General features: G+C 57.5%; 24 protein-coding genes. 17 read left to right on the forward strand and 7 right to left on the reverse strand.

Going from position 1 to position 24835, the window contains the following annotated elements:
- Positions 1-58 precede the first annotated feature (58 nt).
- Positions 59-832 carry a VC0807 family protein gene (locus tag ACRRQW_RS11515; protein WP_438481528.1) on the reverse strand — a complete coding sequence of 258 codons (774 nt, stop codon included), beginning with the start codon at positions 830-832 and terminating at the stop codon, positions 59-61.
- A 105-nt stretch (positions 833-937) separates the two neighbouring features.
- On the opposite strand from ACRRQW_RS11515, the gene ACRRQW_RS11520 reads away from it, so the two are divergent.
- From ACRRQW_RS11520 to ACRRQW_RS11570, 11 genes are all read left to right on the forward strand, one after another.
- Positions 938-1681 carry a pyridoxine 5'-phosphate synthase gene (locus ACRRQW_RS11520; RefSeq protein ID WP_438481529.1) on the forward strand — a complete coding sequence of 248 codons (744 nt, stop codon included), beginning with the start codon at positions 938-940 and terminating at the stop codon, positions 1679-1681.
- Positions 1678-2085 carry a holo-ACP synthase gene (gene acpS / locus ACRRQW_RS11525; RefSeq protein WP_438481530.1) on the forward strand — a complete coding sequence of 136 codons (408 nt, stop codon included), beginning with the start codon at positions 1678-1680 and terminating at the stop codon, positions 2083-2085. The genes ACRRQW_RS11520 and acpS overlap by 4 nt, the downstream gene beginning before the upstream one ends.
- 12 nt (positions 2086-2097) lie before the next feature.
- Positions 2098-3612, forward strand: a complete 1515-nt coding sequence (locus tag ACRRQW_RS11530) for an NAD(P)H-hydrate dehydratase (RefSeq protein WP_438481531.1) — start codon at positions 2098-2100, stop codon at positions 3610-3612.
- A gap of 798 nt (positions 3613-4410) precedes the next feature.
- The gene (locus ACRRQW_RS11535) at positions 4411-4773 is read left to right on the forward strand and encodes a hypothetical protein (protein ID WP_438481532.1); all 363 of its coding nucleotides are present in this window, start codon (positions 4411-4413) and stop codon (positions 4771-4773) included.
- 187 nt (positions 4774-4960) lie between these two features.
- On the forward strand, positions 4961-5602 hold the full coding sequence (locus ACRRQW_RS11540; RefSeq protein WP_438481533.1) for a hypothetical protein: 642 nt from the start codon (positions 4961-4963) through the stop codon (positions 5600-5602).
- A complete protein-coding gene (locus ACRRQW_RS11545) occupies positions 5589-6416 on the forward strand; it encodes a hypothetical protein (protein WP_438481534.1) in 828 nt (275 codons plus the stop codon). The genes ACRRQW_RS11540 and ACRRQW_RS11545 overlap by 14 nt, the downstream gene beginning before the upstream one ends.
- A 752-nt stretch (positions 6417-7168) precedes the next feature.
- Positions 7169-9088 (forward strand): right-handed parallel beta-helix repeat-containing protein, encoded by a 1920-nt coding sequence (locus tag ACRRQW_RS11550; RefSeq protein ID WP_438481535.1) that lies wholly within the window; start codon positions 7169-7171, stop codon positions 9086-9088.
- Positions 9089-9139: 51 nt separating this feature from the next.
- Complete coding sequence (locus ACRRQW_RS11555) at positions 9140-9622, forward strand: hypothetical protein (RefSeq protein WP_438481537.1); 483 nt, start codon at positions 9140-9142, stop codon at positions 9620-9622.
- Complete coding sequence (dprA, locus tag ACRRQW_RS11560) at positions 9613-10710, forward strand: DNA-processing protein DprA (RefSeq protein ID WP_438481538.1); 1098 nt, start codon at positions 9613-9615, stop codon at positions 10708-10710. The genes ACRRQW_RS11555 and dprA overlap by 10 nt, the downstream gene beginning before the upstream one ends.
- 97 nt (positions 10711-10807) lie before the next feature.
- On the forward strand, positions 10808-11542 hold the full coding sequence (locus ACRRQW_RS11565) for a DUF3826 domain-containing protein (RefSeq protein WP_438481539.1): 735 nt from the start codon (positions 10808-10810) through the stop codon (positions 11540-11542).
- Positions 11543-11667: 125 nt separating this feature from the next.
- Positions 11668-13755 carry a prolyl oligopeptidase family serine peptidase gene (locus tag ACRRQW_RS11570; protein WP_438481540.1) on the forward strand — a complete coding sequence of 696 codons (2088 nt, stop codon included), beginning with the start codon at positions 11668-11670 and terminating at the stop codon, positions 13753-13755.
- Positions 13756-13890: 135 nt separating this feature from the next.
- On the opposite strand, the gene ACRRQW_RS11575 is transcribed toward ACRRQW_RS11570, so the two are convergent.
- Genes ACRRQW_RS11575 through ACRRQW_RS11595 form a run of 5 tightly spaced genes read right to left on the reverse strand, consistent with a single transcriptional unit; the run spans position 13891 to position 16261 of the window.
- Positions 13891-14235: a histidine triad nucleotide-binding protein gene (locus ACRRQW_RS11575; protein WP_438481541.1), complete on the reverse strand. Its 345-nt coding sequence runs from the start codon at positions 14233-14235 to the stop codon at positions 13891-13893.
- Between the two features lie 48 nt (positions 14236-14283).
- A complete protein-coding gene (locus ACRRQW_RS11580; RefSeq protein ID WP_438481542.1) occupies positions 14284-14685 on the reverse strand; it encodes a GxxExxY protein in 402 nt (133 codons plus the stop codon).
- A gap of 44 nt (positions 14686-14729) precedes the next feature.
- The gene (locus tag ACRRQW_RS11585; RefSeq protein ID WP_438481543.1) at positions 14730-15209 is read right to left on the reverse strand and encodes a hypothetical protein; all 480 of its coding nucleotides are present in this window, start codon (positions 15207-15209) and stop codon (positions 14730-14732) included.
- On the reverse strand, positions 15206-15688 hold the full coding sequence (gene nrdR, locus ACRRQW_RS11590; RefSeq protein ID WP_438481545.1) for a transcriptional regulator NrdR: 483 nt from the start codon (positions 15686-15688) through the stop codon (positions 15206-15208). Before nrdR ends, ACRRQW_RS11585 begins: the two co-directional genes overlap by 4 nt.
- A gap of 6 nt (positions 15689-15694) precedes the next feature.
- Positions 15695-16261 (reverse strand): anthranilate synthase component II, encoded by a 567-nt coding sequence (locus ACRRQW_RS11595; protein WP_438481546.1) that lies wholly within the window; start codon positions 16259-16261, stop codon positions 15695-15697.
- Positions 16262-16325: 64 nt separating this feature from the next.
- On the opposite strand from ACRRQW_RS11595, the gene tgt reads away from it, so the two are divergent.
- On the forward strand, positions 16326-17483 hold the full coding sequence (gene tgt / locus ACRRQW_RS11600) for a tRNA guanosine(34) transglycosylase Tgt (RefSeq protein ID WP_438481547.1): 1158 nt from the start codon (positions 16326-16328) through the stop codon (positions 17481-17483).
- Between the two features lie 3 nt (positions 17484-17486).
- On the opposite strand, the gene ACRRQW_RS11605 is transcribed toward tgt, so the two are convergent.
- Positions 17487-18986, reverse strand: coding sequence for a serine hydrolase domain-containing protein (locus ACRRQW_RS11605; RefSeq protein WP_438481548.1), 1500 nt, complete (start codon positions 18984-18986; stop codon positions 17487-17489).
- Positions 18987-19106: 120 nt separating this feature from the next.
- Between ACRRQW_RS11605 and ACRRQW_RS11610 the strand changes: the two genes are divergently transcribed.
- The 5 genes from ACRRQW_RS11610 to ACRRQW_RS11630 all read left to right on the forward strand — a co-directional run bounded on the left by ACRRQW_RS11610 (position 19107) and on the right by ACRRQW_RS11630 (position 24834).
- Positions 19107-21296: a hypothetical protein gene (locus ACRRQW_RS11610; RefSeq protein WP_438481550.1), complete on the forward strand. Its 2190-nt coding sequence runs from the start codon at positions 19107-19109 to the stop codon at positions 21294-21296.
- Between the two features lie 60 nt (positions 21297-21356).
- Complete coding sequence (locus tag ACRRQW_RS11615) at positions 21357-22283, forward strand: UDP-glucuronic acid decarboxylase family protein (protein WP_438481552.1); 927 nt, start codon at positions 21357-21359, stop codon at positions 22281-22283.
- A gap of 114 nt (positions 22284-22397) precedes the next feature.
- Entirely contained in the window at positions 22398-23963 is a 1566-nt protein-coding gene (locus ACRRQW_RS11620) for an RNA polymerase sigma factor (protein ID WP_438481553.1), read from the forward strand.
- Positions 23960-24109 carry a hypothetical protein gene (locus ACRRQW_RS11625; RefSeq protein WP_438481554.1) on the forward strand — a complete coding sequence of 50 codons (150 nt, stop codon included), beginning with the start codon at positions 23960-23962 and terminating at the stop codon, positions 24107-24109. The genes ACRRQW_RS11620 and ACRRQW_RS11625 overlap by 4 nt, the downstream gene beginning before the upstream one ends.
- 218 nt (positions 24110-24327) lie before the next feature.
- Positions 24328-24834, forward strand: a complete 507-nt coding sequence (locus tag ACRRQW_RS11630; protein WP_438481555.1) for a hypothetical protein — start codon at positions 24328-24330, stop codon at positions 24832-24834.
- Position 24835: the final 1 nt, after the last annotated feature.

Raw genomic sequence — 24835 nt, forward strand, 5'->3', positions numbered from 1 at the left:
GCGTCATTCTCGGAAAACTCCAAGCGAGGCCACCGCGCCTCGCTTTTTTATTTTCCGCTCAAGGCTGCGAATTATCCGTGGGCGTCTTTGGCTCGGGCTGCGACGCGAGCACCTCGCCCGGCGAGGTCATCGGCTTGGCCTTCAGCTCCGGCTGATGCATGATGTGCTCGAGCGTCAGCCCCGTGAGTCCTTCGATGCCTTTCAAAAGTTTCCAGAGTGCGAACATCATCATCGCCATGCTCGGCACCACGATGACCGGCCAACTCATCCACGTCATGCGCCCGAGTTGTTCGTTAAACTCGGGCGTGTCCGGCATCGCGGTGATGAGGTAACGCGCCAGCACGAAATTCAGAACGGCGCTTACGGCGAAGGAAAAGGCCAGCAAAGCGCTCGATGTCCGCATCAACCCATTAAACGCCACCTGGGCATTGCGCGCCACCAAGGCTGCCTCCACGCGCGGCACATCGACGACTTGCTCGTTCAACAGCAGCGAGCGCACGAGTGGTTTTTTCGTCCATTGAGAAATGATGACCGTCAACCCGATGATCGTCGGCACGACGGCTTCTTTGATCGCGAACCAGAGCGGTGAGAGTTTCAACAGACCGAGTCCGCCCGTTGCTAGCGTGCTCGCGAAACCCAGCGCCGACAGGAAATTGAAATTCCGGCGCTTGATCAAATCGTAGATGCCGTAGCCAAGCGGGAAGGCGAGGGCGAGGATCAGCGCTTCTTTTGAACCGAGTCGCGTGCTCAGTCTGGAGAGAATCAGTCCGGGGAGGACGACGTTGCAGCCGATGTTGAGCCAGAGATTTTCGCGCTTGGGCACGGAAGACATCCTTCGAGGCAATGAGGAACTCAGGAAAACAGGAAGGAAGAAAGCACGTGCGAACCTGTATTTCCTGATTTCCTGAATTCCTCTTTTAAGCATGCTGGCGGCTTCATGATTTTGCTCGGGGTAAACATCGATCACGCGGCCACTCTCCGCCAAGCCCGCTACCGGCAGGCCGGCGTCACGCACGGCGGCTACGTCGAACCTGATCCGGTCGCGATTGCGTTTCGTTGCGAGCGCGCGGGCGCGGACGGCATTACGGTGCATCTGCGCGAAGATCGCCGGCACATTCAGGACGAAGACGTGTGGCGTCTCGGCGCTTCGAAAACCACGCGCCTGAATCTTGAAATGGCCTGCACGCCGGCCATGACGGAATTTGCGCTGAAATTAAAACCTCACTCCGTTTGCCTCGTGCCGGAAAGCCGCGAGGAAATCACGACGGAAGGCGGGCTCGATGTCGTCAAACACCGCGAAAAAGTCGCGCGTTGCACCGACGCCATGAACGCCGCCGGCATCAAAACGAGCCTCTTTATCGACGCCGACGAACCGCAGATCGCCCTCGCCGCTAAACTTGGCGCGCCCTGGATCGAGTTGCATACCGGCGCTTACGCTAACGCTTATTACCAGCCTGCGCGCACCGACGAATTTGCGCGTCTCTGTCGCGGTGCCGAGCAAGGTCACGCCGCCGGTCTCGTGGTGAATGCCGGCCACGGCATCAATTACGTCAACATCGCCGAAGTGCGCACGATTCCCCATTTGCACGAACTCAACATCGGTCACAGCATCATCAGTCGCGCCCTTTTCAGCGGCATCGACGAAGCCGTGAGCACGATGAAACAATTGATGAACCCATGATTACTCTTCCTCCCGGCGGCATATTGATCGGCCTTGGCTGCGATTTGATTGAAACGGAGCGCATCCGAACGGTGCTCGAACGCCACGGTGATCGGTTTCTCAAACGCGTTTTCACCGAGGAAGAACAAGCCTACTGCAGCGGACTAAAATACCCGCACAAACATTACGCCGCGCGCTGGGCGGCGAAGGAAGCGGTCTCGAAATGTTTCACCACCGGCATTGGCGAGCACCTCGATTGGACCTCGGTTTCAGTGTATCACGGCACACGCAAAGAGCCGCTCGTCCGCCTCGACGCCAAGGCGACCGCGCTGCTTCATTCCGTCGGTGCCACGCACGTGTGGCTCACACTCTCGCATATTGACAGTCACGCGATGGCGGTCGCGGCCTTGGTGAAAAACGGCTGATTTCTTTAAATCATGGCGCCGCTCACATCTCAGCCTGTTTTGACAGGTGAAGAAGCGAAGAAGTGGGAAGCGTCGCTGCTTAAATTCTCAGCCGCAGAATGGAAGGCGATGCAGCGCGCGGGGGCGGCGATTGCAGAGGCCGTGAAAGAAGATTTTAAGGAGATCGGTGGCCTGCCGCAAAACGCCCGCGTGCTGGTTCTCGCTGGCAAGGGCCACAATGGCGGCGATGCAATTTTGGCCGCGCGGGAAATTCTGCGCGTGCTCCCGCAAGCGCGGGCTGACGTGCTGCTGCTTTTTCCGGTAAAAAAGTTTAGACCACTCGCGAAACGTTCGTGGCAGGCGTTGCGAACCCTCGGCGCGAAGCGCGTTAAATCAGTGAAACTATCGGAGGCGACGAAGGTGAATTATGCCGTGTGTTTCGACGGCGGGTTTGGATTTCAGTTTCGCGCGCCGATGGATTTGGCGACGGCGGCTGTGTTGTCCGAAGTTAACGCGCATCCGGCGATCCAACTTCGCGCGGCCGTCGATTTGCCGAGTGGAATAAGCGAGGCGCGTGCACGCACGGCATTTCGCGCTGATTTCACTTACGCGACCGGCATCGTGAAAGCGCCGGTCTTGGCGGAGATGAATTCGAAATGGGTGGGGCGGGTGCGCTTCCTCGAATTGGGCTTCTTTGCACAGCACGCGCCCGCCGCAACGTCGCGCGTGTTGACGCCCGCGCTGCTGGCGCCGCTCGCGAAGTTGCGCTCGTCGCAAACCGATAAACGAAAATTTGGCCACGTTTTCGTCGTGGGTGGCTCGTTGAGTTTTCCGGGGGCCGTGGTGTTGGCGGTGCGCGCGGCCTTGCGGAGCGGAGCGGGATTGGTGACGGCTTTTGTGCCGGAGAAACTCGTAGCGCATTACGCGGCGGAGCACCCGGAAGTGATGTGGGTGGGTTGTCCGGTCGGCAAAACTGGCGGCCTTAATGGCAAGACGCTCCCGCTGGTGCGCGCACGCATCAAGCGGGCGAACGCGTTGCTCATCGGGCCGGGATTGGGCGCGGCTCCCGAGACGATCGCGCTGGCCGGGAAGCTGGTCGCGTTGAGTCACGTGCCGGTGGTGCTGGACGCGGACGCGCTGCGTCCGGAAGTGGTTAAGAATTTCAAAGAAAAACCGTTTGTCTGCACGCCGCATGCGGGGGAGTTTCAGCGCATCGAGCACGAGCTGAAAAAACACGCGCAGGCGGTGGTGATCTTAAAAGGGCCGCTCTCTCGGGTGCTCAGCGGCCGCGAAACCTATTTTAGCCTGCAGGGCGGGCCCGTGCTCGCGCGCGGTGGCAGCGGCGATATTCTCGCGGGATTAACGGGTGGGTTGCTCGCGCAGACACCGGGGTATCCTTTGCTCGCCGCGTGTCGCGCGGTGACGTGGCACGGGCTCGCGGCGGATTTACTGGCTCGCGCTCGCGGGCAAGTCGCCGTAGAGACCTCGCAACTTTTAGAGCAGCTTGGGCCGGCGCTCGTCTCCACGCATGTCCCAATCACTGACTGAACGGCATTCGTCTGTTGGCCTTTTGCAAGTTGGGCTTCAGGTGTTCGAAGCCGAGGAGTTCGGCCTATCCGAGCCAGCTAGTTACCGTGGGCGACCATGTTCGCTCGAGACGCCTTGACCTCGGCCTCCGCCAGCGGGACGTGGCGGACAGACTCCGCGTCAACGTGCAGACCGTTTGGAATTGGGAGGTCAGCGGAGACACACCAGACTTCTGGTGCATGCCAGGGATTGTGGAGTTCCTAGGATACGACCCCCGGCCCGCAGCGGACCCCGCTTCTCTGCGCAGTCGCTTGCAGACGTTCCGGCTCAAGCATAGGTTAACTCAGCGAGCTCTTGCGGTTCGCCTGCGAGTTAACGTCTGCTCCGTTGTGGGTTGGGAGGGCGGGGTGGTTCCCACGCCCGAGAGCGTCGCCCGAATCTCCGAGGCACTTTGCGAGCGGCAACCAATCGCAGCAGGTGGGGCATAAGGCGGATCCACCAAATTTAGATTTGCAGACCTTTAGAGAAGGATGTCGGAGACCTGCACGCCAAGTGTAGACGCGATTGCCCTCACCTCGAATTCTCGCACGCGTCGGTCTCCGTTTTCGATTCGGCCGACCGCCGAGCAGTCGATCTGGATGCCGAGGTCGGCCCGCGAGATCTTCGAACGTTACAGCGCTTCGCTATCTTTCGTCCAGACGGCCGCCTATAGATACATTAGAATACGGGGATAATAGTCCGGAAAACAGGTGGTTTTAAAGTGCTAGGTCAGCTAGTCTCGTATCGGGCCAAAATTAATCGTTCACATAATCTAATCTGATGAATAACATGCGTAAAATTGCGACCGTGTTCGTTGTTTTTTGTTTCGTGGCCCTTTTTGCAAGGCCGCTATTTGCAATTCGAATCTACAATGGTAATCCAGTAGCCAAAAAATTCTACGATTATACCAAGAACTGGGCAAAAAAGGATGCTAACAACAACTCTGTAGGGAATTTAGGGGAAAAATATTGTACGTCCGAGTATCAGTACGTCCCACCAGACGAAGGACCATGGAATAACAACTTTGTTGAACTAGAAGATCACGAATCTGATTACTTTTATCGACACGGCCTTATTCAAGAATGGCGAACAGCTTGGGTTACATTCTGGGACTTTAATACCCAGCTAGTCGTAGAGTTCTGATTTTCAGACTTATTTTCAAGTGCCCTGCGGTATAACACGCCGCAGGCACTCCTCTATTATGTTTAGGCATTCGCGCGTAGCGCGATTATGGTTCTTGGTCGTAGCCGTTGCATTCGGGGACGCCATCCTGTTGACGTTGCTTCGACATAATGCGGGCCTTGTACCTCTTGGTCACCGTTATTCTGAGATGCCTGTCATTGAAAGTTCGCCGATTCAAATCTCCGAGCAACCGCAAAAACTCCCTAGCCCGAAGAGAGTGGTAACCGGCACTGAACCGGATAACAATTTGCGAGCTGTACTAGTGGCGCATGCAACCGCCATTAAACGATTCAAGCCTTTGCTTAGATATCTCGATCTCTCTGAAAATGAATTTGCGATACTCGGAGCATTGTTAGCTGACCGTGAAATGGCCAAAGACCGAATCCGTGCGCAATTTTTAGCTCAAGGAAATTTCTGGCCGACAAGTGAGCAAATTTCTCGAGCCGAGCAGGAAATTATGGCGCCAATTGACGAGGACATTTCAACATTGCTGGGGACTGAAAGGGAACAGCTATACCAAGCCTACCGGAAAAACAGTGTCAGCTTTGGTGTGGCAGAAGCTGCTGAATCGAAACTTTCCTATTCGGATGAGCCACTGACTCCGGAGCAAACCGCGAGATTGAAAAAGATTCTCGCACATGCTGCGAACCGCGAGAGCTTCGTGGTGGAAGCTAAGCAGACGTTGTCTCCGCTACAATTGGCTGCACTGCAAGAAAGTATTGCTGTTCATGACGGCCTCAAGCGTATGCAAGAGATAAGAGAAAGAGTTTTCAAAGATGGAAAACAATAACCGATTGGCGCCCGTCAGATTGCCGAGGCTATTACTTGTCTGCCTGGTGGGACTGGGTGCATTTTTAACATGGAAACTCTTTTTTTCAGATGAGCAGCAGCCTAGAAAGCTGGAAAAAATGCTCAGTCGCTCGCAAAAAGTTTCCGCTTACACTCCGGATCGACAAGGAACCCCATCTGCCAGGTCAGGGCGGGTATTAGAAGTGCCTGACGCCGAAGCCACGCAGGCCACCTCAACTATAGAATACCAGCCTGCGCTGCGCGACAAAGAATATCAGCGGTTGCTCACTGATTTTTATGAGGAACGGGTAGCCGTCGAGTATGCGCCATTGTTTCGCCTTCTAGCCCTGCCCGCCGAACAACAGGGAAAGCTACAAGAGATGCTTGTAGAAAAAAAGCTGACCAGGCTCATAAAAGACGATTCTAGCGATCGCGGAAGCTATATCAATATGATCATCCAAGCCGATGATGAAATCCGCGCTCGGATGCGCGAAGTACTGAGTGATGAGGCGTACAGATCCGTGCGCTGGTTTGAACTTATACCCCCGACGGCCAAGGCATCGTTTTCAGGTATCTCCGACCAACTGGCTTTCTCAGGCTTAGACTTAAGCAAGCAGCAAGAGACTGAACTTTGGAGGCAACTTCAGCAGCAACATACAAAAAACCCGCTGCCCGTTTCCAATTTTTATGAGTCAGGGATTCTCAATGATGACTTACTGGAAAAGATTCAAGGTGGTCTCAGTAAAGAGCAATTAAACGCGATCAAGGCTTACACCAAGTCTCAAAAGGAAATCGGCCGGAAGAAAGGAGCCTGATGACCTCGTTGTTTATTTTCGGGCGACTTAGCTTATTTTTCGAGAACCCGAATCACCTAGCCGCTGCCATTTGCTGCCTTCTTCCCCATTGCTGGGCAACGGTTCTATTTGCACGGAGGAGGGCTCTTCGTTTCCTGGCAATTATCGCGGAATGCGTGCTTACCGCCTCATTGATTGCAACCCAATCACGTGGCGGACGGCGGGGTAAAGCTAACGCGCTCCGGCTCGCCGGCCTCGACGACGACAACAGTTTTTGCAGATTTCCGAACGCTCGGCCCTTATTATGGGCAAAGGCTGCGTGGAGCGTTCCAATCCGCAGGGACCGATTTCAACTCAGTTATAATCTATCCGCCTGGTATATCTGCAGTTGAAGTGAATGGTAGAGTGCTTTTTTTTGGGTCCCGATCCCGTGAAGTCACGAAGTTGCAGTCGAGAGACGCGACGCTGTGGGTGGTGTGTCCGGTCGAGACGGATGGGCTCCAGAGCTTGCAGCCAAGCGCTAGCCTGACAGTCATTTTGCCCGAGTTCGACGATCTGAGTCATGAGAACACGCAATTAAGGGGAATCAAAAATGGCTACGAAGTGATCGAAGTGAGCGGCATGAGCCGTGACATAGGGGGAAAGCTTCCGGCGTTGCTAAATCTAGTCACGAGGAGAAAACCGTTATAAACAATCATCTCATGGCGTGGGTGCTGGCGTTCAGCTGTATGTGTTCGGCCGTTGCTTCCGAACACAAAAAAGGTGGCACGTCTATGCCGATTGATCCTTTCGGGCGTCCGACGCTTGGAACGGTTATTGATCCGGCGGCTCAAACGCCTTTCGAAGCAGTGATGTTGAATCACGTCCTTGTCTTCGATGGAGAACGGTATTTCAGCCGGATCGCCGTGCTGGGTTCCTCCTCGTATCTAGCTGAAGCGTCCCGCGACAGTCGTTGGTGGAAAAGACCGGATGGCGTCGTCCAGGAGATTCCGATTCGAAAGCCGACGCCTCAGTTGGGTAAAAATCGTTCGTTCGTGGCAGAACATCTGCCGGACGGCACGTGGCAGGTCTCGCGGCCCGGGCACTTAGCCGCCTACCTCTATCGTGACGGGATTTGGTTTGGCGCGATTATCGGCACCCAGATCTTTCACATCGAGAGAACAACAGAGCAGCATTCGATCTTTCTTATCAAGGATGGCGAGCGAAGTTTAGTTGCCGCGTTTGCGTTCAACGAGCGCGGCCAGTTATTGCTCATATCTCTCCTCTGCATAGTGAGCGGCCAAGGGTCGACCATTTTACCAGAAATTTCCGCAGCTCTCCCCGATTTCGGAGCGGCCGGCGCCAGCGAGAAATGGCAACTCGACGGACTTCCGGTTTTGCTTGTATCATCAGGGGCCGGCGACATGCGAAGCTCCCTCCAGCATGCTATCGACAAATTGAGCGAACTGTCACCGAGCCCGAATGGATTGCGAGGTGTGCTGCAACTTCAATCTGGGCGATACGAGGTGGGTGATCCACTTCGCATTAGTGCAAGCGGCATCATTATCCGAGGGGCAACCGATCCAAATGCAAGAACAGTGCTTGTGAGTACTAGCACAAACGGTGAAGCACTTGTAGTAGTCGCTCCAACGGATTTTCAGACGAAGAAAAAAGATGATCCAATCGCGTCGCTGTCTCAGACAAAACCGAAAAAACTGTCAATATCGAGCTCGCAAGCGGCGGGCGCACGTCGTGTCGATGTCGCGGAGCAACATGATTTCAAAGTGGGAGATGAAGTGCTTATATGGCACCCCGGCACGAGCGCTTGGCTTGCTCAAGTCAGGAATGGCGAGACGAACGGCGTGCACAGCTGGCGACCAGGTTGGGTCGATATTCCGTATTACAGGATCATCACCTCGACTAGCGGTTCGTGGTTAGAGTTCGATGCCCCTTTGTACGAAGATTTTGATCAGGCGGTGAGCGGTGCAACAATCGAAAAGGCTACGTCACCCGTTCTGCGAAAGTTCCTATTGGAGGACCTTAATATTGTGGTTCGCGATAGCGGAGGGAATAATGACCGCCGGACCCGCACAGGGATTCGGCTTTCAGCTGTGGCTGATTCTGAAGTCCGAAACGTTGTTGTCCAAGGCTATTCTACATCCGGCTTCGAGCTCGGTCGGCATTGCCGTCGGATCACTATCGACAAATGCACCGCGGCGGCACCGTTTTGCGAAGACGAGGAAACGGGAAGAGGCTACGGGTTTCGCCTCAAAGGCGCCGAGCTGGTTCTATTCCGCGGATGTAAGACGACTGGCGCTCGATACGGGTTTGTCATGGGAGGCTGTTGGGATTCGGGCGTGGCCATTGTAGATTGCCAATCTAGCGACAATAGGATTGGAGGTTTTGTCAGCGTTGGTCCTTGGGCTCACGCTATCTTGCTTGATAATTTCAGAGTTGATGGCTCATCGATCGAAACGGCTTTAGATTTGGGTAACAGGCATGATGATGAGGAGGGCCGCGGTTGGACATGTGTTCGATCGGTGGCTTGGAATTGCGAACTTGCGAGCGGCGGGATTCGCGTGCAGCGACCCCCGTTAGGACAGAATTTCGCCATCGGGTGCACGGGCGAGATCGTCGAGGGTTCGCGAATAGCGCCGAAAGGTGAAATCGTGAGTGCGGGCACTCAAGTGACCCCTCGGTCGCTTTACGAGTAACTGACAGCGACATTGAGTACTACTTAAAGCTCGCTGAGTTGGTGTCTCGAGGTGAAATCGCGGCCGATTCGCTCCCAATCCGGGGAGAAGACAGAACTCATCGCGGTCAAGCGTCGGGACCTCGAAAAGCTCCAGCGCGAGACGGAGCGCGTCTACCGCCTCTACGTCGACGAGAGGCTCACGGGCGAGGACTTCACGGGACTCTTCAAGCCGCTCCAAGAGCGCAAGAGGGGACTCGAGGACGACCTCGCGAAGGCGGAGGCCGAGATCGACTTCATGAAGGTGAACCGCATGTCGGCCGACGAGATTGTCTCGGAAGCGGGCACGCTTTACGGGCGCTGGCCCAAGCTCACACCGGAAGAGCGCCGAAGCGTGGTCGAGAGCATCACGGAGAAGATCACCATCGGAACGGGAACCGAGGGAACGATATCAATAGACCTCGCTTACATGCCTACGCACGCGTCAGCGGGCGGCCCAACTTCTGTAGAGAAAGCGGTAGATACCCAACAGAACGTCAGGCTTTCATGGTCTTGAATGACCTGCCTAACATCGGCCCCATCACGCTCAATCGGTTGCTCGCAGAATTCGGCAATGATCCGCGGCTGATTCTCTCTGCGGATCGCCGGCGACTCGAATCGGTGCGCGGGGTCGGGCCGGAAACGAGCGCGGCGCTCATTGGGTGGCAGGGGCATTTCAATTTACCGCGCGAAGAAGAGCGGCTTGCCCAAGCGAATGCCAAGTTCATCACGGCGCGCGACGCGGGTTATCCCAAGTGGCTGAAAGAAATCAACGACCCGCCCATCGGTCTCTATCGCAAAGGGGACTATCTTTTCGACGCGCCGTGCATCGCGATTGTTGGAAGCCGGCGAACGACACTTTACGGGCAATCCGTCGCGAAGAAACTCGGCGCGCAGCTCGCGCAACTCGGCTTCTGCGTCGTAAGCGGGCTGGCGCGCGGCATCGATACGGCGGCGCATGAAGGTGCGTTGTCCGTCGGCGGGAAAACGGCGGCGGTGCTCGGCTGCGGCATTGATATTGTTTATCCGCCGGAGAACTTGGAGCTGTATCGACGCATCGTCGAAACGGGCGCGGTGCTCTCGGAATTTCCCTTCGGGCGTAAAGCCGACAAACAGACGTTCCCGATGCGCAACCGCGTGGTGTCCGGAATGTGCGAAGCGATTGTCGTGGTGGAAAGCGACACCGCCGGCGGTGCGATGATCACGGCGCGTTTCGCGGGCGAGCAGGGGCGGTTGATTTTTGCGGTGCCGGGCCGCATCGACCAAGCGACGAGCAATGGATGTCACCAACTCATCCGCGACGGCGCGACGTTGCTAACGAGTGTGGACGACATTCTCAGCGAACTGAATTACCTCGATGGACTGCGTCCACAGGCAATCAAGACGGCAGGCGAAGAAAGCGTGCTGGCGCAGTTGATGCCGCAACTCAGCGCGACCGAGCAGAAGATTTTGGATGCGTTCAAAGGCGGCGGCCTGCTGGGCGTCGATGCGTTGACGACGGCCACCGGCTTGCGCGCGCCCGAGGTGTCAGCGGCGTTGATGGGTTTGGAGCTCAAAAAACTCGTGCAAAAGCGCGCGGATGGATCGTTCGAGGCGCGGGGATAGGCCGGGATTTTAAGACACGATGCGTGAAACTCCGCGTGCGCGCGTAGCGTCACTCGACTGCGCAACCCCTTGGCTTAACTTTCACCCAATACCCCTCGTGCACCGTAAAATCCTCACGCTTGTCACCATTACCTTTTTGAGCGCGCCCGCCGCCAGTCAGCTCTTTGCGGCTGAGACCACGGCATCCGTTCCAGTCGCCGACGAGAAGCTTCAGAAGAAGATCGACCAGAAAACCGCCAAGCTGATCGAAACGGCCAAGCTCACGGACGCGGGAAAAATCGCGAAAGTGAAGGCGATTGGCAACGAGTGGTTCGCGACCTTGTTCAGCTGGCACAACGCACACGATGCCGAGATCAACACGCTTTGGTCGCAATGGAATCAGGCTCGCTCAGTCGTGCCGAAGGACGAATTCCCCGGCGAGATCATCGCGGTAAAAATCGAGGAAACCTACGCTTCCCTCAAACCCGCTTACGAAAATTATATCAACAAACTTTCCGCCGAACTGACGCCCGAGCAGATCGATGCGGTCAAGGAAGCGTGGAGTCGCAGCCCGGGCATGAAGCGCACTTACAACTCCTACTTGGAAATCGCGCCGGATCTTTCCGATAAAGATAAGGAATTTATCAAGGCCCGCATGCACCTCGCGCGCGAGGCCGCAATGCTGACCGATGCGGACAAGGAGATCGTTTCGATTTTCAAACGGCACAAAGTGAAGGTGGAGCAATATATCGGCTCGCTCGAATGGACCAAGTTGCACAAAGCCTTCGCGCAGGGCGGTGCCGCCGCTTCCGCCGCCAAGGCGAAGACGTCAGCCGCGCCTGCTGCGAAGTGATGCGGAGTCCTGCGCTGGAACTGGTCGCGGGATACGCGGGGTTGGGCTAAAAAAACTCGTCACAGTGCGCGGGGATGGCACGTTCGTAGCTCGAACGTGAGGCGTCTGAACTTAACCTTTCCCCTATGAAAATGATTCGTTGGCTGGTGTTGTCGTCGTTGCTGGCGTGTGTCGCCGGAACTCTCGGTGCGGCTGAAGCGTCGGTCAAAAAAGCGATCACGCACGAAGACGTGTGGTTGATGAAGCGCCTCGGCAATCCGGCGCCGAGTCCTGATGGAAAATGGGTGATCTACGCGGTCACCGATCCGGCTTACGACGCGAAGGAACAGTGGACGGATTTATGGATTAAGTCGCTTACCGACGACACGCCGGCGCGTCGGCTCACTTACAGCAAAGGCGGCGAAAGTGGCGCGAACTGGTCGCCGGATTCGCAGAAGGTCGTATTCTCCGCGAAGCGCGACGGGGATGAAGTGGCGCAACTTTACGTGTTGAATGTCACCGCGGGCGGCGAGGCGGAGCGCATCACGAATCTCTCGCAAGGCGCGCGCGCCCCAAAGTGGAGTCCGGATGGGAAATTGGTTTTGTTTGCGAGCGATACCTTCCCCGGCGCGAACGACGAAGACGCGATCAAGAAAGCTGCCAAAGAACGCAAAGAGCGGAAATACAATGCGCGTGCTTACGAACAATTTCCTGCGCGCTTCTGGGACAGCTGGCTGACCGACAAGCGCACGGCGCTTTTCGTGCAGGAAGTCAAAGCGGGCGCGGCAGCGAAAAATCTTTTTGCGGAAAGCAAAATCGCGGCAAGCGCCGGGTTCGGCGGGTCGTCGGAAAATTTCACGTCCGAATGGGCCCCCGATTCGAAGTCCGTCGTGATCGCGGTGGCGCTGAATCGCGACCACTCGGCGTTCGCGAATGTTAACACGCAGTTGCTGCAAGCTTCCGTGGAGGGCGGTGAGTTCGTGCGGTTGACGAATGACGCGCATAGCTACGGCAATCTCGCGTTTTCGCCCGACGGTAAGTGGCTGCTGTGCGTGACGTCGGAAGAAACTCCCGGCGAAGTTTACGATCTATCGCGACTCGCGGCGTTTCCCTGGCCGTTCAAGAACGAGCGCAAGGTGCTCACGGCGGCGCTGGATCGTTCGGTTTCGGGTTATGCGACTCCGGAAAATTCCGACCGCATCTATTTCACCTATGAGCACGCCGGCTTGGAGAAATTGTATTCCATCGCCTACAGCGGCGGGGAAGTGCGCGCGGAAAAATCTCCTGAAACGGGCGTGCTGGGCGGTCTCGCCGCCGGCGGCTCCGCGCTGGTCGCCACGTGGGATTCCACGGTGGAGCCGATGGAAATCTATTCGCTCAACGGCGCGCCGAAGCGGCTGACCTCGATCAACACCGAGAAGGCGAAACAGATCGATTGGCTGCCGGTGGAGCATTTCGACTTCAAAGCGGCGAACGGCCAGATGGTGCATAATATGATCGTGAAACCGGCGGGTTTCGATGCGGCGAAGAAGTATCCGCTGTTCACCGTGATTCACGGCGGAGCGGCAGCGATGTGGCGCGACTCGTTTGTGCTGCGCTGGAATTATCACCTGCTCGCGCAGCCGGGTTATGTGCTTTTGCTCACGGATTACAAAGGCTCGACCGGGTATGGCGAAGCGTTCGCGCGCAGCATCAAACTCGATCCGCTCAAAGGCCCCGCTGACCAAGTAAATCAGGCGGTGGACGAAGCGGTTAAACGTTACTCATTTATCGACGGGTCGAAATTAGCCGCGGGCGGCGCGAGCTACGGCGGACATTTGGCGAACTGGCTGCAGGCGACCACGACGCGCTACAAGGCGATCATCTCGCACGCCGGCGAAGCGGATCTCATTATGCAATGGGGCACGAGCGACAGCATTTTCGGACGCGAGGTAAACGCCGGCTCACCGATCTGGGGCGACAGTCCGGTGTGGCGCGAGCAGAGCCCGGCGCTGCAAGCGGGCAATCACGCCAACGGCACGGGCTTCAAAACGCCGATTCTCATCACGGTGGGCGAAATCGATTACCGTGTGCCGGCGAACAACGCCTACATGTGGTTCGCGCTGAATCAACGCCTGCAAGTGCCGAGCAAATTCCTCATTTTCCCCGAGGAGAATCACTGGATTCTCAAAGGCGAAAACAGCCGCTATTGGTATGGCGAGGTGCGCGGCTGGCTGGAGAAATATGTGAAATGAAGGGAGGCGGGGCCATCAGCCCCGTGAGTTTAAATCTGCGGGGCTGATGGCCCTGCCTCCAACGCAAAACGAGGCCCGCGATCATCGCGGGCTTTTTGTTTGTGGAGGTGGCGGGCTTGCACGCCACGCACAAATTTAGCCCGGCGGCCACGACATCTGGCGTTTGCCCAGTAGGTGCACGTGGAGATGGGGGACGCTTTCGGCGCCGTCTTTGCCGTTGTTGATCACGAGACGGTAACCGGATTCGGCGACGCCAAGTTTTTTCGCGAGTGCGCCCGCCGTGAGCAACAGATGGCCAAGCACCACTTGATCGTCAGGCGTGGCTTCGCCAACGCGGGGAATCAATTTCTTGGGAATGACGAGCACATGCACCGGCGCTTGCGGGTTGATGTCGTGGATGGCGATGCAGTGCTCATCCTCATGCGCGAGCTTCGCGGGAATCTCGCGGTCGATGATTTTTTGGAAGATGGTTTTGGACATGAAAGGCGCAGAGAATTTATTTTACAGAAGGCAACGGAGGGAACGAAGCTATTGGTTTGAGCCGGGAAGAATTAGCCGACTCACGCCGTCGACCACCTTAGCTTCGTTGAAATTGATTAGTAACCCAACGGGGACGTTAAGCAGTTTCATGTAACTCAAAAGCTGCGCCTTGTGGATAGGCAGAACGCTTTCGACCGCCTTGGCTTCGATCAGAAGACAATCTTCAAGCAGGACATCGAATCGCAAGGGGTCTTCGCGTGTGAAGCCTTTGTAGGATATCGAAACCAGCTTTTGATTGGCAGCGCGGATGTGGCGGAGCTCAAATTCTCGCAGCAAGCACCATTCGTAGATCGACTCGACCAATCCGGGGCCTTTGTCGCGGTGAACCTCGATCGCTGCCGCGATTGCAACTCGGGATAGTTCATCGGCTTTACTGAAGAGAGGATGCATACACTTCGTTCTCTTCGTTACCTTCTGTAAAAAGCAAAACCAGCTTACAGAAACAGCAGATTCATGTTCGCGCCGCGACGGGAGCGGGCGGCGGCGAGGTCGCGGATGAAGGCGAGGGCTTCGTCGTATTCCTGGCGGCGGCGTTCGGTCCAGCGTTTGGTCGGCGGGCAGTGAGCGGTGCGGAGATTGGTGACGAGCAACGTCGATTCCGGAAAGGTTGCGAGTTCGCGCAGGCCTTGCATCACGCCGGCGCGGGCGAAGAGCGGCGCGGCACCGGTGTCGGCGTCAGCGCTGGCGTCCCAATGGAAAAATCCGTGCTTCGTCTGCGCCGAGCAGAGTCGCGTAAAGAGTTCAGAGGCTGCTTTGACGAACGAGGGATCGTTGGGCGCGCGTTCTTCGGCTTCGCCGAGCGAGGTCGCGATCGCGTCGTCAATCTGTTGCGCGAGGTAGAGGTCGTGTCCCGTGAGCGGGGCGAACAACGAATTTAAAAAATGCAGCCGGCGCAGTCTGGGGGAACGCGTCATTTCTTGAGCTTGGAATTATCGGAGGAATCGCTCGGCGCAAGACTCGTGATTTCGTCCACGAACTCGGAGACGTCGCGAAATTCTTTGTAGACGGAGGCGAAACGCACGTAGGCGACCTGATCCATTTTGCGCAGGCGCTGCATGACGTGTTCACCAATCGCGCTGGTCGGCACCTGGCTTTCGTAGAGCGCTTCCACGGCGTCGAGCGTGTCTTCGATGAGCATCGTGATTTGCTCGTTGTCGATCGGGCGCTTGTGGCACGCGGCGCGGATGGCGCGCAAAAGTTTATCGCGATCGAACGGTTCCTGGCGGCCGTCGCGTTTGACGACGACCAGGCTGTCACGCACGAGCACCTCGGTCGTGGTGAAACGGTTGCCGCATTCGAGGCATTCGCGGCGACGACGCGTGACACTGCCGTCGCGACCGATGCGAGAATCGATGACCTTGTCTTCAATAGAAGTGCATTTAGGGCAGCGCATGGTCGATTAGTTGAGGGCGAGAAAGTTTTGCAGAATCTTCATGCCACCTTCCGTGGCGATGGATTCCGGATGAAATTGGACGCCGTAAACCGCGTAGTGTTTGTGGCGCAATCCCATGATTTCGCCGTCCGGGCTTTCGGCGGTGATTTCAAGACAATCGGGCAGGCTTGAACGTTCCACCACCAGCGAATGGTAACGCGTGGCCGTGAAAGGCGAGGGCAGGCCGGCAAAAATATCCGTCCCGCGATGCGTGATCGGCGAAAGTTTGCCATGCATCTGTCTCGGCGCGCGGATCACATTACCGCCGAAGAGTTGGCCGATCGATTGATGGCCGAGGCATACGCCGAGCACGGGCTTTTTCCCGGCAAACGTTTTGATAATGTCGATGCTGACGCCGGCATCGGAAGGCGTGCACGGGCCGGGTGAAATGAGCACCCGCGACGGATTAAGTTTAACCGCTTCAGCCGGAGTGATTTCGTCGTTGCGGAACACGCGCATCTCCACGCCCAACTGCCCGAAATATTGGACGAGGTTGAAGGTAAACGAGTCGTAGTTGTCGATGACGAGGAGCACGTTTGCCGAAGATACGGGCCATTGACAGACGGTCAAGTGCGCGGGCAGGGTGACACCCCTACTGATGCCTGAACACTTCCAGCTAATAAAGACCGACACGGTCACGGCGGCGCGGCGCGGACGGTTGAAGACTTTGCACGGTGTGATCGAGACCCCGATTTTCATGCCCGTCGGCACGCAGGGCACGGTTAAAGCCCTCACGCCGGCGCAGATCGGCGAAATCGGCACGCAGATTCTGTTGGGCAACACTTACCACCTCAACCTGCGCCCCGGCTCTGAGCTCGTGCGCGACATGGGCGGGTTGCACAAATTCATGGGCTGGAACGGCCCGATCCTCACGGACAGCGGCGGGTTTCAGGCGTTTAGTTTGGCGAAGTTGCGCGACATCCGGGACGACGGCATCGCGTTCGCGTCACACATCGACGGCAAAAAATTATTCCTCGGCCCGCGTGAGGTGATGACGATTCAGTCGAATCTCGGTTCGGACATCGCCATGGTCATCGACGAATGCCCGCCGTGGCCGTGCACGTTCGAAGAATGCCGTCGCGCGGTGGATCGCAGCTATCGCTGGGCAAAAGAGTGCAAACAAATCGCTACCGACAACGGTTTCCTGCCGAGCGGTCACCACGTGTTCGCCATCGCGCAAGGTTCGACGTTCGACGAGTTGCGGCGCGAGGCCGCGGAGACGTTGGCGGAGTTGGATTTTCCGGGTTACGCCGTGGGTGGCGTGAGTGTCGGTGAGCCCGAGCCGGAGATGTTGAAACAAGTCGGCGCGACCACGCCATTCATGCCGGCGGACAAACCGCGTTACACGATGGGTCTCGGCACGCCGCCGCAGATTTTGAAAATGATCGCGCTGGGCGTGGACATGTTCGATTGCGTGCATCCGACGCGCGTGGCGCGCAACGGCGCGGCGTTCACGCCCGATGGCCTGATCAATCTTCGCAACGAACGTTTTCGCGATGATCCGGCGCCGCTCGTCGAAGGACTCGACAATTACACGTGCCGCAATTTTTCGCGCGCTTACCTGCGTCACCTCGTGATGTCGGGCGAGATTCTCGCGAGCACGCTGATCTCGATGCACAATTTGCATTTCTATCTCGATCTGGTCGCACAAGCGCGCGCCCACATCGAAGCCGGCGATTATGCCACGTGGCACCGCGCGTGGGTGGAGCGTTACGAAGCCGGCGAACGTGCGATGCTCGCGAAAACCGCGAAATAAAACTCAACGGGCCTTGCCGGTCAGCTGCGGCTGCTTGGTCGGCCCGAAGCCCACGTTGAGGTCGGAATCAATCGTCACCGTGTCGCCCGTGAAACGCAGGCGGATCGTTTTGTAGAACGGCGTTTCGTAAGCGCAGATTTTCAGGACAAGCGTGTCGTCGGTTTCCCACGCAGCACTGGTGGCGAGGGGTTCATCATCGTAACGGCTGAGCGAACCGGCGAAATGAAATGCACCGCGACCAGGCTGCCAGTTTTCGAAACCGCCCGTGATGTTCATTTCGACGCCATCGACGGTGGTGACGAATTCGACTCCGCGCCCGTCGGCGCTGCGACGAAGCGTGAGCGATTGCAGTTTCAGCGCGTTGTCTGCGATGAGAAACTGGCGGCCAAAAATCTCTTTGGCCCGTGGCGATTCCGGCGTGCCGGAGGGGAAACGCACGGCGAGGGATTTTATTTTTTCTTTCAACTTCGCCGTAGAGGTGGTGTCCGCAGAAATCGCCTGCGCTTGCAACGCGGGCAGCAGGCGTTCCCAGAGCAGGTTGAGAACCGCCTGCATGTTGCGCACTCCGCTCGTGATGACGACGACGGCATTTTCTTCGGGGAGCACGATGCAATACTGGCCGAATGCGCCGTCGCCGCGATAGACGCCGTGGCGGCAACGCCAGAATTGATAGCCGTAACCTTGATCCCAATCGCTGGCGGGATTGCTGCCGTTGGAAACTTGTTTGGAAGTCGCCGCGTCGACCCATGCCGCGGGCACGAGTTGTTGGCCGTTCCATTGACCGCGTTGCAGATAGAGCTGGCCGAACTTCGCGATGTCCTCTGTGCGAATTTTCAAACCGTAACCGCCGAGTGAAATGCCTTCGAGGTTGGTCGCCCAGGTGGCTCCAGTGATGCCTAACGGTTCGAGTAACCGCGGCTGAAGGTAAGCGAGCACCGTTTGATTTGTGAGTTTCTGCACGATCGCCGACTGCATGAACGTGGCCCCGGTGTTGTATTTGAAATGCGTGCCGGGCTTGTGCGGGACGGGTTGGGCGAGAAAACTTTTGGTCGAAATCTCATGAGGCCAGACAGGTGGCTCGTCCTGGTGGCCGGTGACCATGCTCAGAATATCGCGCACGCGCATGGCTTTCAGGTTGGCGCTCGGCTCGGCGGGAGCGACTTCGGGAAAAAACTTCAGAACTTCATCGTCCACGCTCAACTTTCCGTCCGCGATGAGCAGTCCGACTGCGGTGGAAGTGAAACTTTTGCTGAGTGAGTAAAGTTCGTGCTTACTTTCTGCGGTGTAGGGCGCCCACCAGCCTTCAGTGATGACGTGGCCGTTTCGCACGATCATGACGCTGTTCATGGTGTCGATTGCGTCGAGCGCGGTGATGAGTTCCAGCAGGGCAACTGACGACACGCCTTGTTGCTCGGGAGCACTGCGCGGGAGCGGGGTTTGCGCGCGAAGCGCAACGCAGCTGAAGCAAAAAACAAACAGCGAAACCAGAAAGGGGTTTTTCATGGGGTTAATTTATTGGTGTTGAAAATCGCGGACTACGTCGAGCGAAGGTTGAGGATTTAATTTTCATCATCTTTCAGTTCGCGTGTGTGCGCGAACCACGGAAATGCTCATCACCTGCCCATGAGAAACCCCGTTCATGCTTCGGTGGAAAACCGGCTAGGCCGTCCCACGCTCGTTATTAACGGTGAGCCCCACGCGCCACAAATCTACGCGCTGACGGATTGTCCGGGCGCGCGCTGGACCTGGGAGGAAGTCCCGGCGCGCAACATCGCGCTTTTCGCGAAAAGCGGCTGCCGGCTTTTCCAAGCCGACATCTGGCTTGAGCAACTAGTCGATCAGAATGATGCGATGGATTTCGCGCTCGTGCGGAAGCAGATCGCCGGCGTGCTCGCGGCGGCACCCGACGCGTATGTGATGCTTCGTGTGCACCTGAACGCTCCGCCTGAGTGGTGTGCGCAAAATCCGGATGAGTGCGTGGCTTACGCGGACGGTCCGGCGCAACCGGAAGTGCGCTGGGGTTTGGAGCGCTGGGTCGGTCGTGACAACGACATGCCGGTGCGGGCGAGTTTTTATTCGGAGAAATGGCGCGCGTGGGCGCAGCGTCAGCTCGCGCGTTTTTGCGTGGGGCTCGCGGCGACGCCGGAAGGTAATGCGATTTTCTCACTTCAGGTGGCCAACGGCGTTTACGGTGAGTGGCATCAGTGGGGATTTTTCTGTCACGATCCTGATACGAGTCCGGCGGCAGAAGGCGCGTTTCGTCGTTGGTTGCGGGCGAAATACGGCGATGAACCGACTCTCGCGAAAGTCTGGGCCAAACCGGGCGCGACGTTCGCGGGCGTGCGCGCTCCGACATCGCCTGAACGGGAAGCGTCCGCTGTGGCGATTTTGCGCGACCCGGCGACGCAGCGCGACGTGATCGATTATTTCACGTTCATCCACGAGGAAACGCCGGATACCATCATCATGATGGCGAAGACGGTGAAGGATAACTGGCCGCGTCCTATCATGACGGCGTCGTTCTTCGGTTATTTTTATTGTCTGTTTGGGCGTGAAGCGGCGGGCGGACATCTGGGCATCGGACGGTTAATCAAATCGCCGTATCTCGACTGTGTGTGCGCGACGCCGGCCTACACGCCGACCGCGATGCCGATGGGCGGCACGGCGAACTCACGCGGAATCGTCGACGCCGTGCGCCGCGCGGGGAAATTGTGGATCGATGAAATGGACCGTGCGACCGTGGTGGCACCGTGTCCGTGGGATAAACATTTTGGCACCGCTTTGGTCGAGGACGTCGCGGTGTTGCGCCGCAATTTGCTCGTGCCCGCGACGCGCAACGGCGGCGCGTGGTGTTTTGATTTCGGACCAATTTCCGGCACGCCGGCGTTCGCGCGCTTAGGGAATATCGGTTGGTGGGATCATCCGGTCCTGCAAGAAACGTGGGCGGGGATTCGCAAGCTCGCGCAGTCGCGGCACGAGCGTCCGTTCACGCGACCGAGCGATGCGTTGATCATCCACGATCCGTGGTCGTTCGCGCACGTCGCCGGCGCACGGCATATTCCGGAGAAAACTGTTTTCGGCGTCATGCCAATTTCATCCGTCGATCCGGTATCGCGTTTGCTCACTGATGGGGTCGTGGAGGCGTTTCACCAATCCGGCATCATTCACACGGACGCGCTGCTCGAGGAATTGCCGAAGCTGGATTATAAGCCTTTCAAGCTCGTGGTGTTCGCGACGACCGTTGTGCTTACCGAGGAGCATCGTGAAATCATCCGTGATAAAATTGCGACGGGCGGGCGTCACGTGGTGTTTCTGGGCTACGCGGGCTGGAGCGATGGCGAGAAAATCGGACCGCACCTCGCGGCTTCGCTGACGGGTTTTAATACGCAATTGCACCAAGCCGCTGACGCCACGCACACGATTGAAATTGGCGCCGTCGGGGAAAAGCTATCGCTTGCGCGTGAATTCGGCGTGCCTGCGTTTGACGCGAGTGCTGATCAAGCCGTCGGACGCTGGGCCGATGGCGCCACGAGTGCGGCGTGTCGCACCGAAGCTGACGCAACATGGTGGACGTTTGCACTGCCGCCCAACACACCGGCGACCTGGCGCGCGATCGGGCGCCAAGCCGGTTGCGTGGTCGTTAACGAAGTCGACGAAACGACATTGCTCGGCGATGGCATGTTGTTGATTCATACGATTCCCGGGGGCGAGCGGTCGTTCCGACTGCCGAATGGGAAAACGTTTACTGCCACGCTGGCAGAGAGAAGCACGACGGTGTTCGACGCCGAGACTGGGGCTGTCTTGCTGGCTTAATTTGGAGCGGTTTTCTTTTGCTGGCTACGCTTGATGGCATAGCTTAACAAGCTGCTCGTCATGCGTATTCTCATCACCGGCGGTGCCGGTTTCCTCGGTAGTCATCTGTGCGATAAGCTTATCGCGCAAGGTCACGAAATTATCTGCCTCGATAACCTTTTCACGGGCAGCAAATCGAACATCGCGCACCTGCTCGACAATCCGAACTTCGAGTTCGTCCGCCACGATGTCATCGACCCGTTCAAATACGAGGTCGACCAGATCTACAATCTCGCGTGCCCGGCCTCGCCGCCACACTACCAATACAATCCGATCAAGACCACGAAGACGTCGGTGATGGGCGCGATTAATTGTCTCGGGCTGGCGCGACGCGTGAAAGCCCGCGTGTTTCAGGCGAGCACTTCCGAGGTCTACGGCGACCCGAGCGTGCATCCGCAGCCGGAAAGTTATTGGGGCAACGTCAACCCGATTGGCCGCCGTTCGTGCTATGACGAAGGCAAGCGCGTCGCGGAAACGTTGTTCTTCGATTACCACCGCGAGAACAAAGTCGATATCCGCATCGTGCGTATTTTTAACACCTACGGCCCGCGCATGCACCCGAACGACGGCCGCGTCGTTTCCAATTTCATTGTGCAAGCGCTCAAGGGAATTGACCTCACTGTTTATGGCGAAGGCTCACAGACGCGCTCGTTCTGTTACGTCGACGATTTGCTCGAAGGCTTCGTGCGCTTGATGAACCAAACCGAAACCGTCGGCCCGGTGAACATCGGCAACCCTGGCGAGTTCACCATGCTCGAGCTCGCGCAAGCCGTGCTTAAGCTCACTGGCAGCAAGTCGAAGATCATCCACAAGGAACTCCCGGCCGACGACCCGAAGCAACGCCGCCCTGACATCACGCTCGCGAAGAAATACCTGAACTGGGAGCCGAAGGTGCAGTTGGAGGAAGGCCTCCAAAAGACGATCGCTTACTTCAAGACGAAGGTTTGAGCGGATCGTAACTGACAGAAAAACGAAGGCCGTTGCACAACGCCCTTCGTTTTTGGGCAAGTGGAATTTTTGTGCGGTCTGCGGTCGGCCGGATGTTAAAGGATGAATCACCCCATGGATGATAACGACCTCCTCCGCGATTACGCCCACACCGGTTCGCAGCGCGCGTTTGCGACGTTGGTGGAACGGCATGTCGATTTGGTTTACTCAGCGGCACTGCGGCGCACGCGCGGCGATCCGCATCGCGCGAAAGAAGTGACGCAAATGGTCTTTATCGATCTCGCAAAAAAAGCGTCGTCGCTGACTCGTCACACCTTGTTGGTGGGCTGGCTCTATCGCAGCACGAGTTGGGCGGCGTCCAATTTGTTTCGCACGGAAGCGCGCCGGTCGGCGCACGAGCAACAAGCGGCTAAAGAAATCTGCGCCGAGGTGGAAAACGCCGCCACGCCTGACTGGCACGAGATTCGGCCGTGGCTGGACGAGGCGCTTGATCAACTGCGTGAAAGCGAACGCGAAGCGGTGCTGCTCCGTTTTTTTAAGAATCAATCTTTTGCGGTCGTCGCCCTGCATCTCGGTGTGCCGGAAAACACTGCCCGGATGCGTGTGACGCGTGCATTGGAAAAGCTCGAAATTATCCTGCGAAAGAAAGGCGTCGCGACCACATCCACGGCGATGACCCTGATCCTCGCGAATAACACGGTGCATGCGGCTCCCGCCGGTTTGGCCTCGAGCGTAACTACGACCACGCTGGCGACGGTGAGCGGACTCGCGAGTGGCGCAACTGCGAGCGGACTGATTATGGCGAAACTAAATTACGTCGCGGCAACTGCCGTGTTAGTCGGGTTAGGCTGGGGGCTTTCTCACGAAGTGCGCGCGCTGAATCGCGATATCGTCGGGACGGAGGAGTTCCGGAAAAACATTGCTGTGGAGCGCGCCGAATTGGGGCGAGAACAGGGCACTCAGGCAAAGCTCGATGTTGTGGCGAAACGGCTGGCCGTTTCAGCCGTCGCGGAAGTTGTCGATCCGGTGAAGCTGGAACGTCGCCGCCTCGACCTGATCGTGCGCAAGGGTGAACTCGATGCCGATTACACCACGCTCTTTTGGAAACTAAAACTCGATCCAGCGCGCTTGGATGCGTTCAAGGAAATGGTGGTGAATCGCAAGCAGGCGATCTACGACGCCCAACAGTTGGCGAAGGAGGACAATCTCGTGATCGCCTCCTATGCGGAGCAGCAGGAAATTGCGCGCGAAGCGGCGCGGAAGATCGACATGGAAATTTCGGCGCTCATCGGCAGCGCGAACTATCGCGAATTTTTGCGCTACGAAAATAATCCTTATTTGAAAGTGCCGTTCGACCAGCTGGGCCAGCCTGAGGCGATGCAACGCGCGGAAGCGATGGCGGCGTTGTTCGACGAATACGCGTCGGAGTATAACGAAAATAAATTTTCTGCGAACACGCTGTGGCCGCTGCCGGATGCATTTGTCGAGCGGGCCAAAGCAATCGCGACGCCGGAGGAATACAAAAATATGCTCGCTGGTCAGATCAACACGAAGGCTTTCCTGCGGATGACGGATATCGCGGTGCAGGCCGCGTATGCCGGGAAACTCAAACTCACGCCCGGATCGGCCAGGGAATACGGCGTCGAGAGCAGCGCTCCGACTGAAATCAGGGTGCCATGAGTTTTTCCAAAACGAAAATCGGTGTGAGGATTCTCTTTGGGATCACAGCGGTGCTTCTCGCGAGCGGTTGGGTAAAGGTGCATCGCGACCGCGTGAAATTGGCGAACGAGGTCGCGCAGCTGCAACGCGCGCGCGCCGATGCGTAGGCGCGACGAACCACGGTGGGAGCGGAGATTGCCGGTTTGGAGCGGAAAATTGTCGAAGCGCAATCGCGAGCTACGGTGACGCTTTCACCGGCTGAACGGGCGCGACCGGCGGTCGGCGATTTGATTACGCGCTTGAAAATGGCGCATGAAAAAAATCCGCACCGGTGAAAATTCCCGGGCCACCGCGTGGTGCCATGGGGACAATTTTTCCTGAGCTCATGGCTGATCCTGAATACCGGCAGTGTTTCGAGCAGATGGCGCGAGCAGACGCGGAGCGCACGGTCGGAACGCGGCTGCGCAAAGCCGGACTCGCGGAGCCCGTGATCGAACAGGTGCTGGAGCTGCATTTGGAGGCGGCCATGCCGGGGATGATGATGGCGGGCAAGATGACAGCGGCGGAGGCGAAGCGATTGCGGGAAATTCAGGCCGATATTAACCGGCTCACTGGTAACTTAAATTCCCAGCGCATGACTGCTGAATTGCAGGCGGTGCAACGCCGATTGGCTTACTCCGATGACCCGCTTCAGCCGGAGCAGTTCGATGCATTCGTGAACGCGGTGACGGAAAGTAATGATCTCACGAAAATGGGAAACTTTCGCCTGCTCACCACAGATGCGACGATGGAGCAGGCGAAAAAAATGCTCACGTGGGCCCAATATCAGGCGTTCCTCGGTTTGCGCGAAGAGGCGCTGGCTTTGGTCGAGCGCTCCAAGTTGCCGAAGTAGA

It is taken from the genome of Oleiharenicola lentus, assembly GCF_051660365.1.
GTDB lineage: Bacteria > Verrucomicrobiota > Verrucomicrobiia > Opitutales > Opitutaceae > Lacunisphaera > Lacunisphaera lenta_A.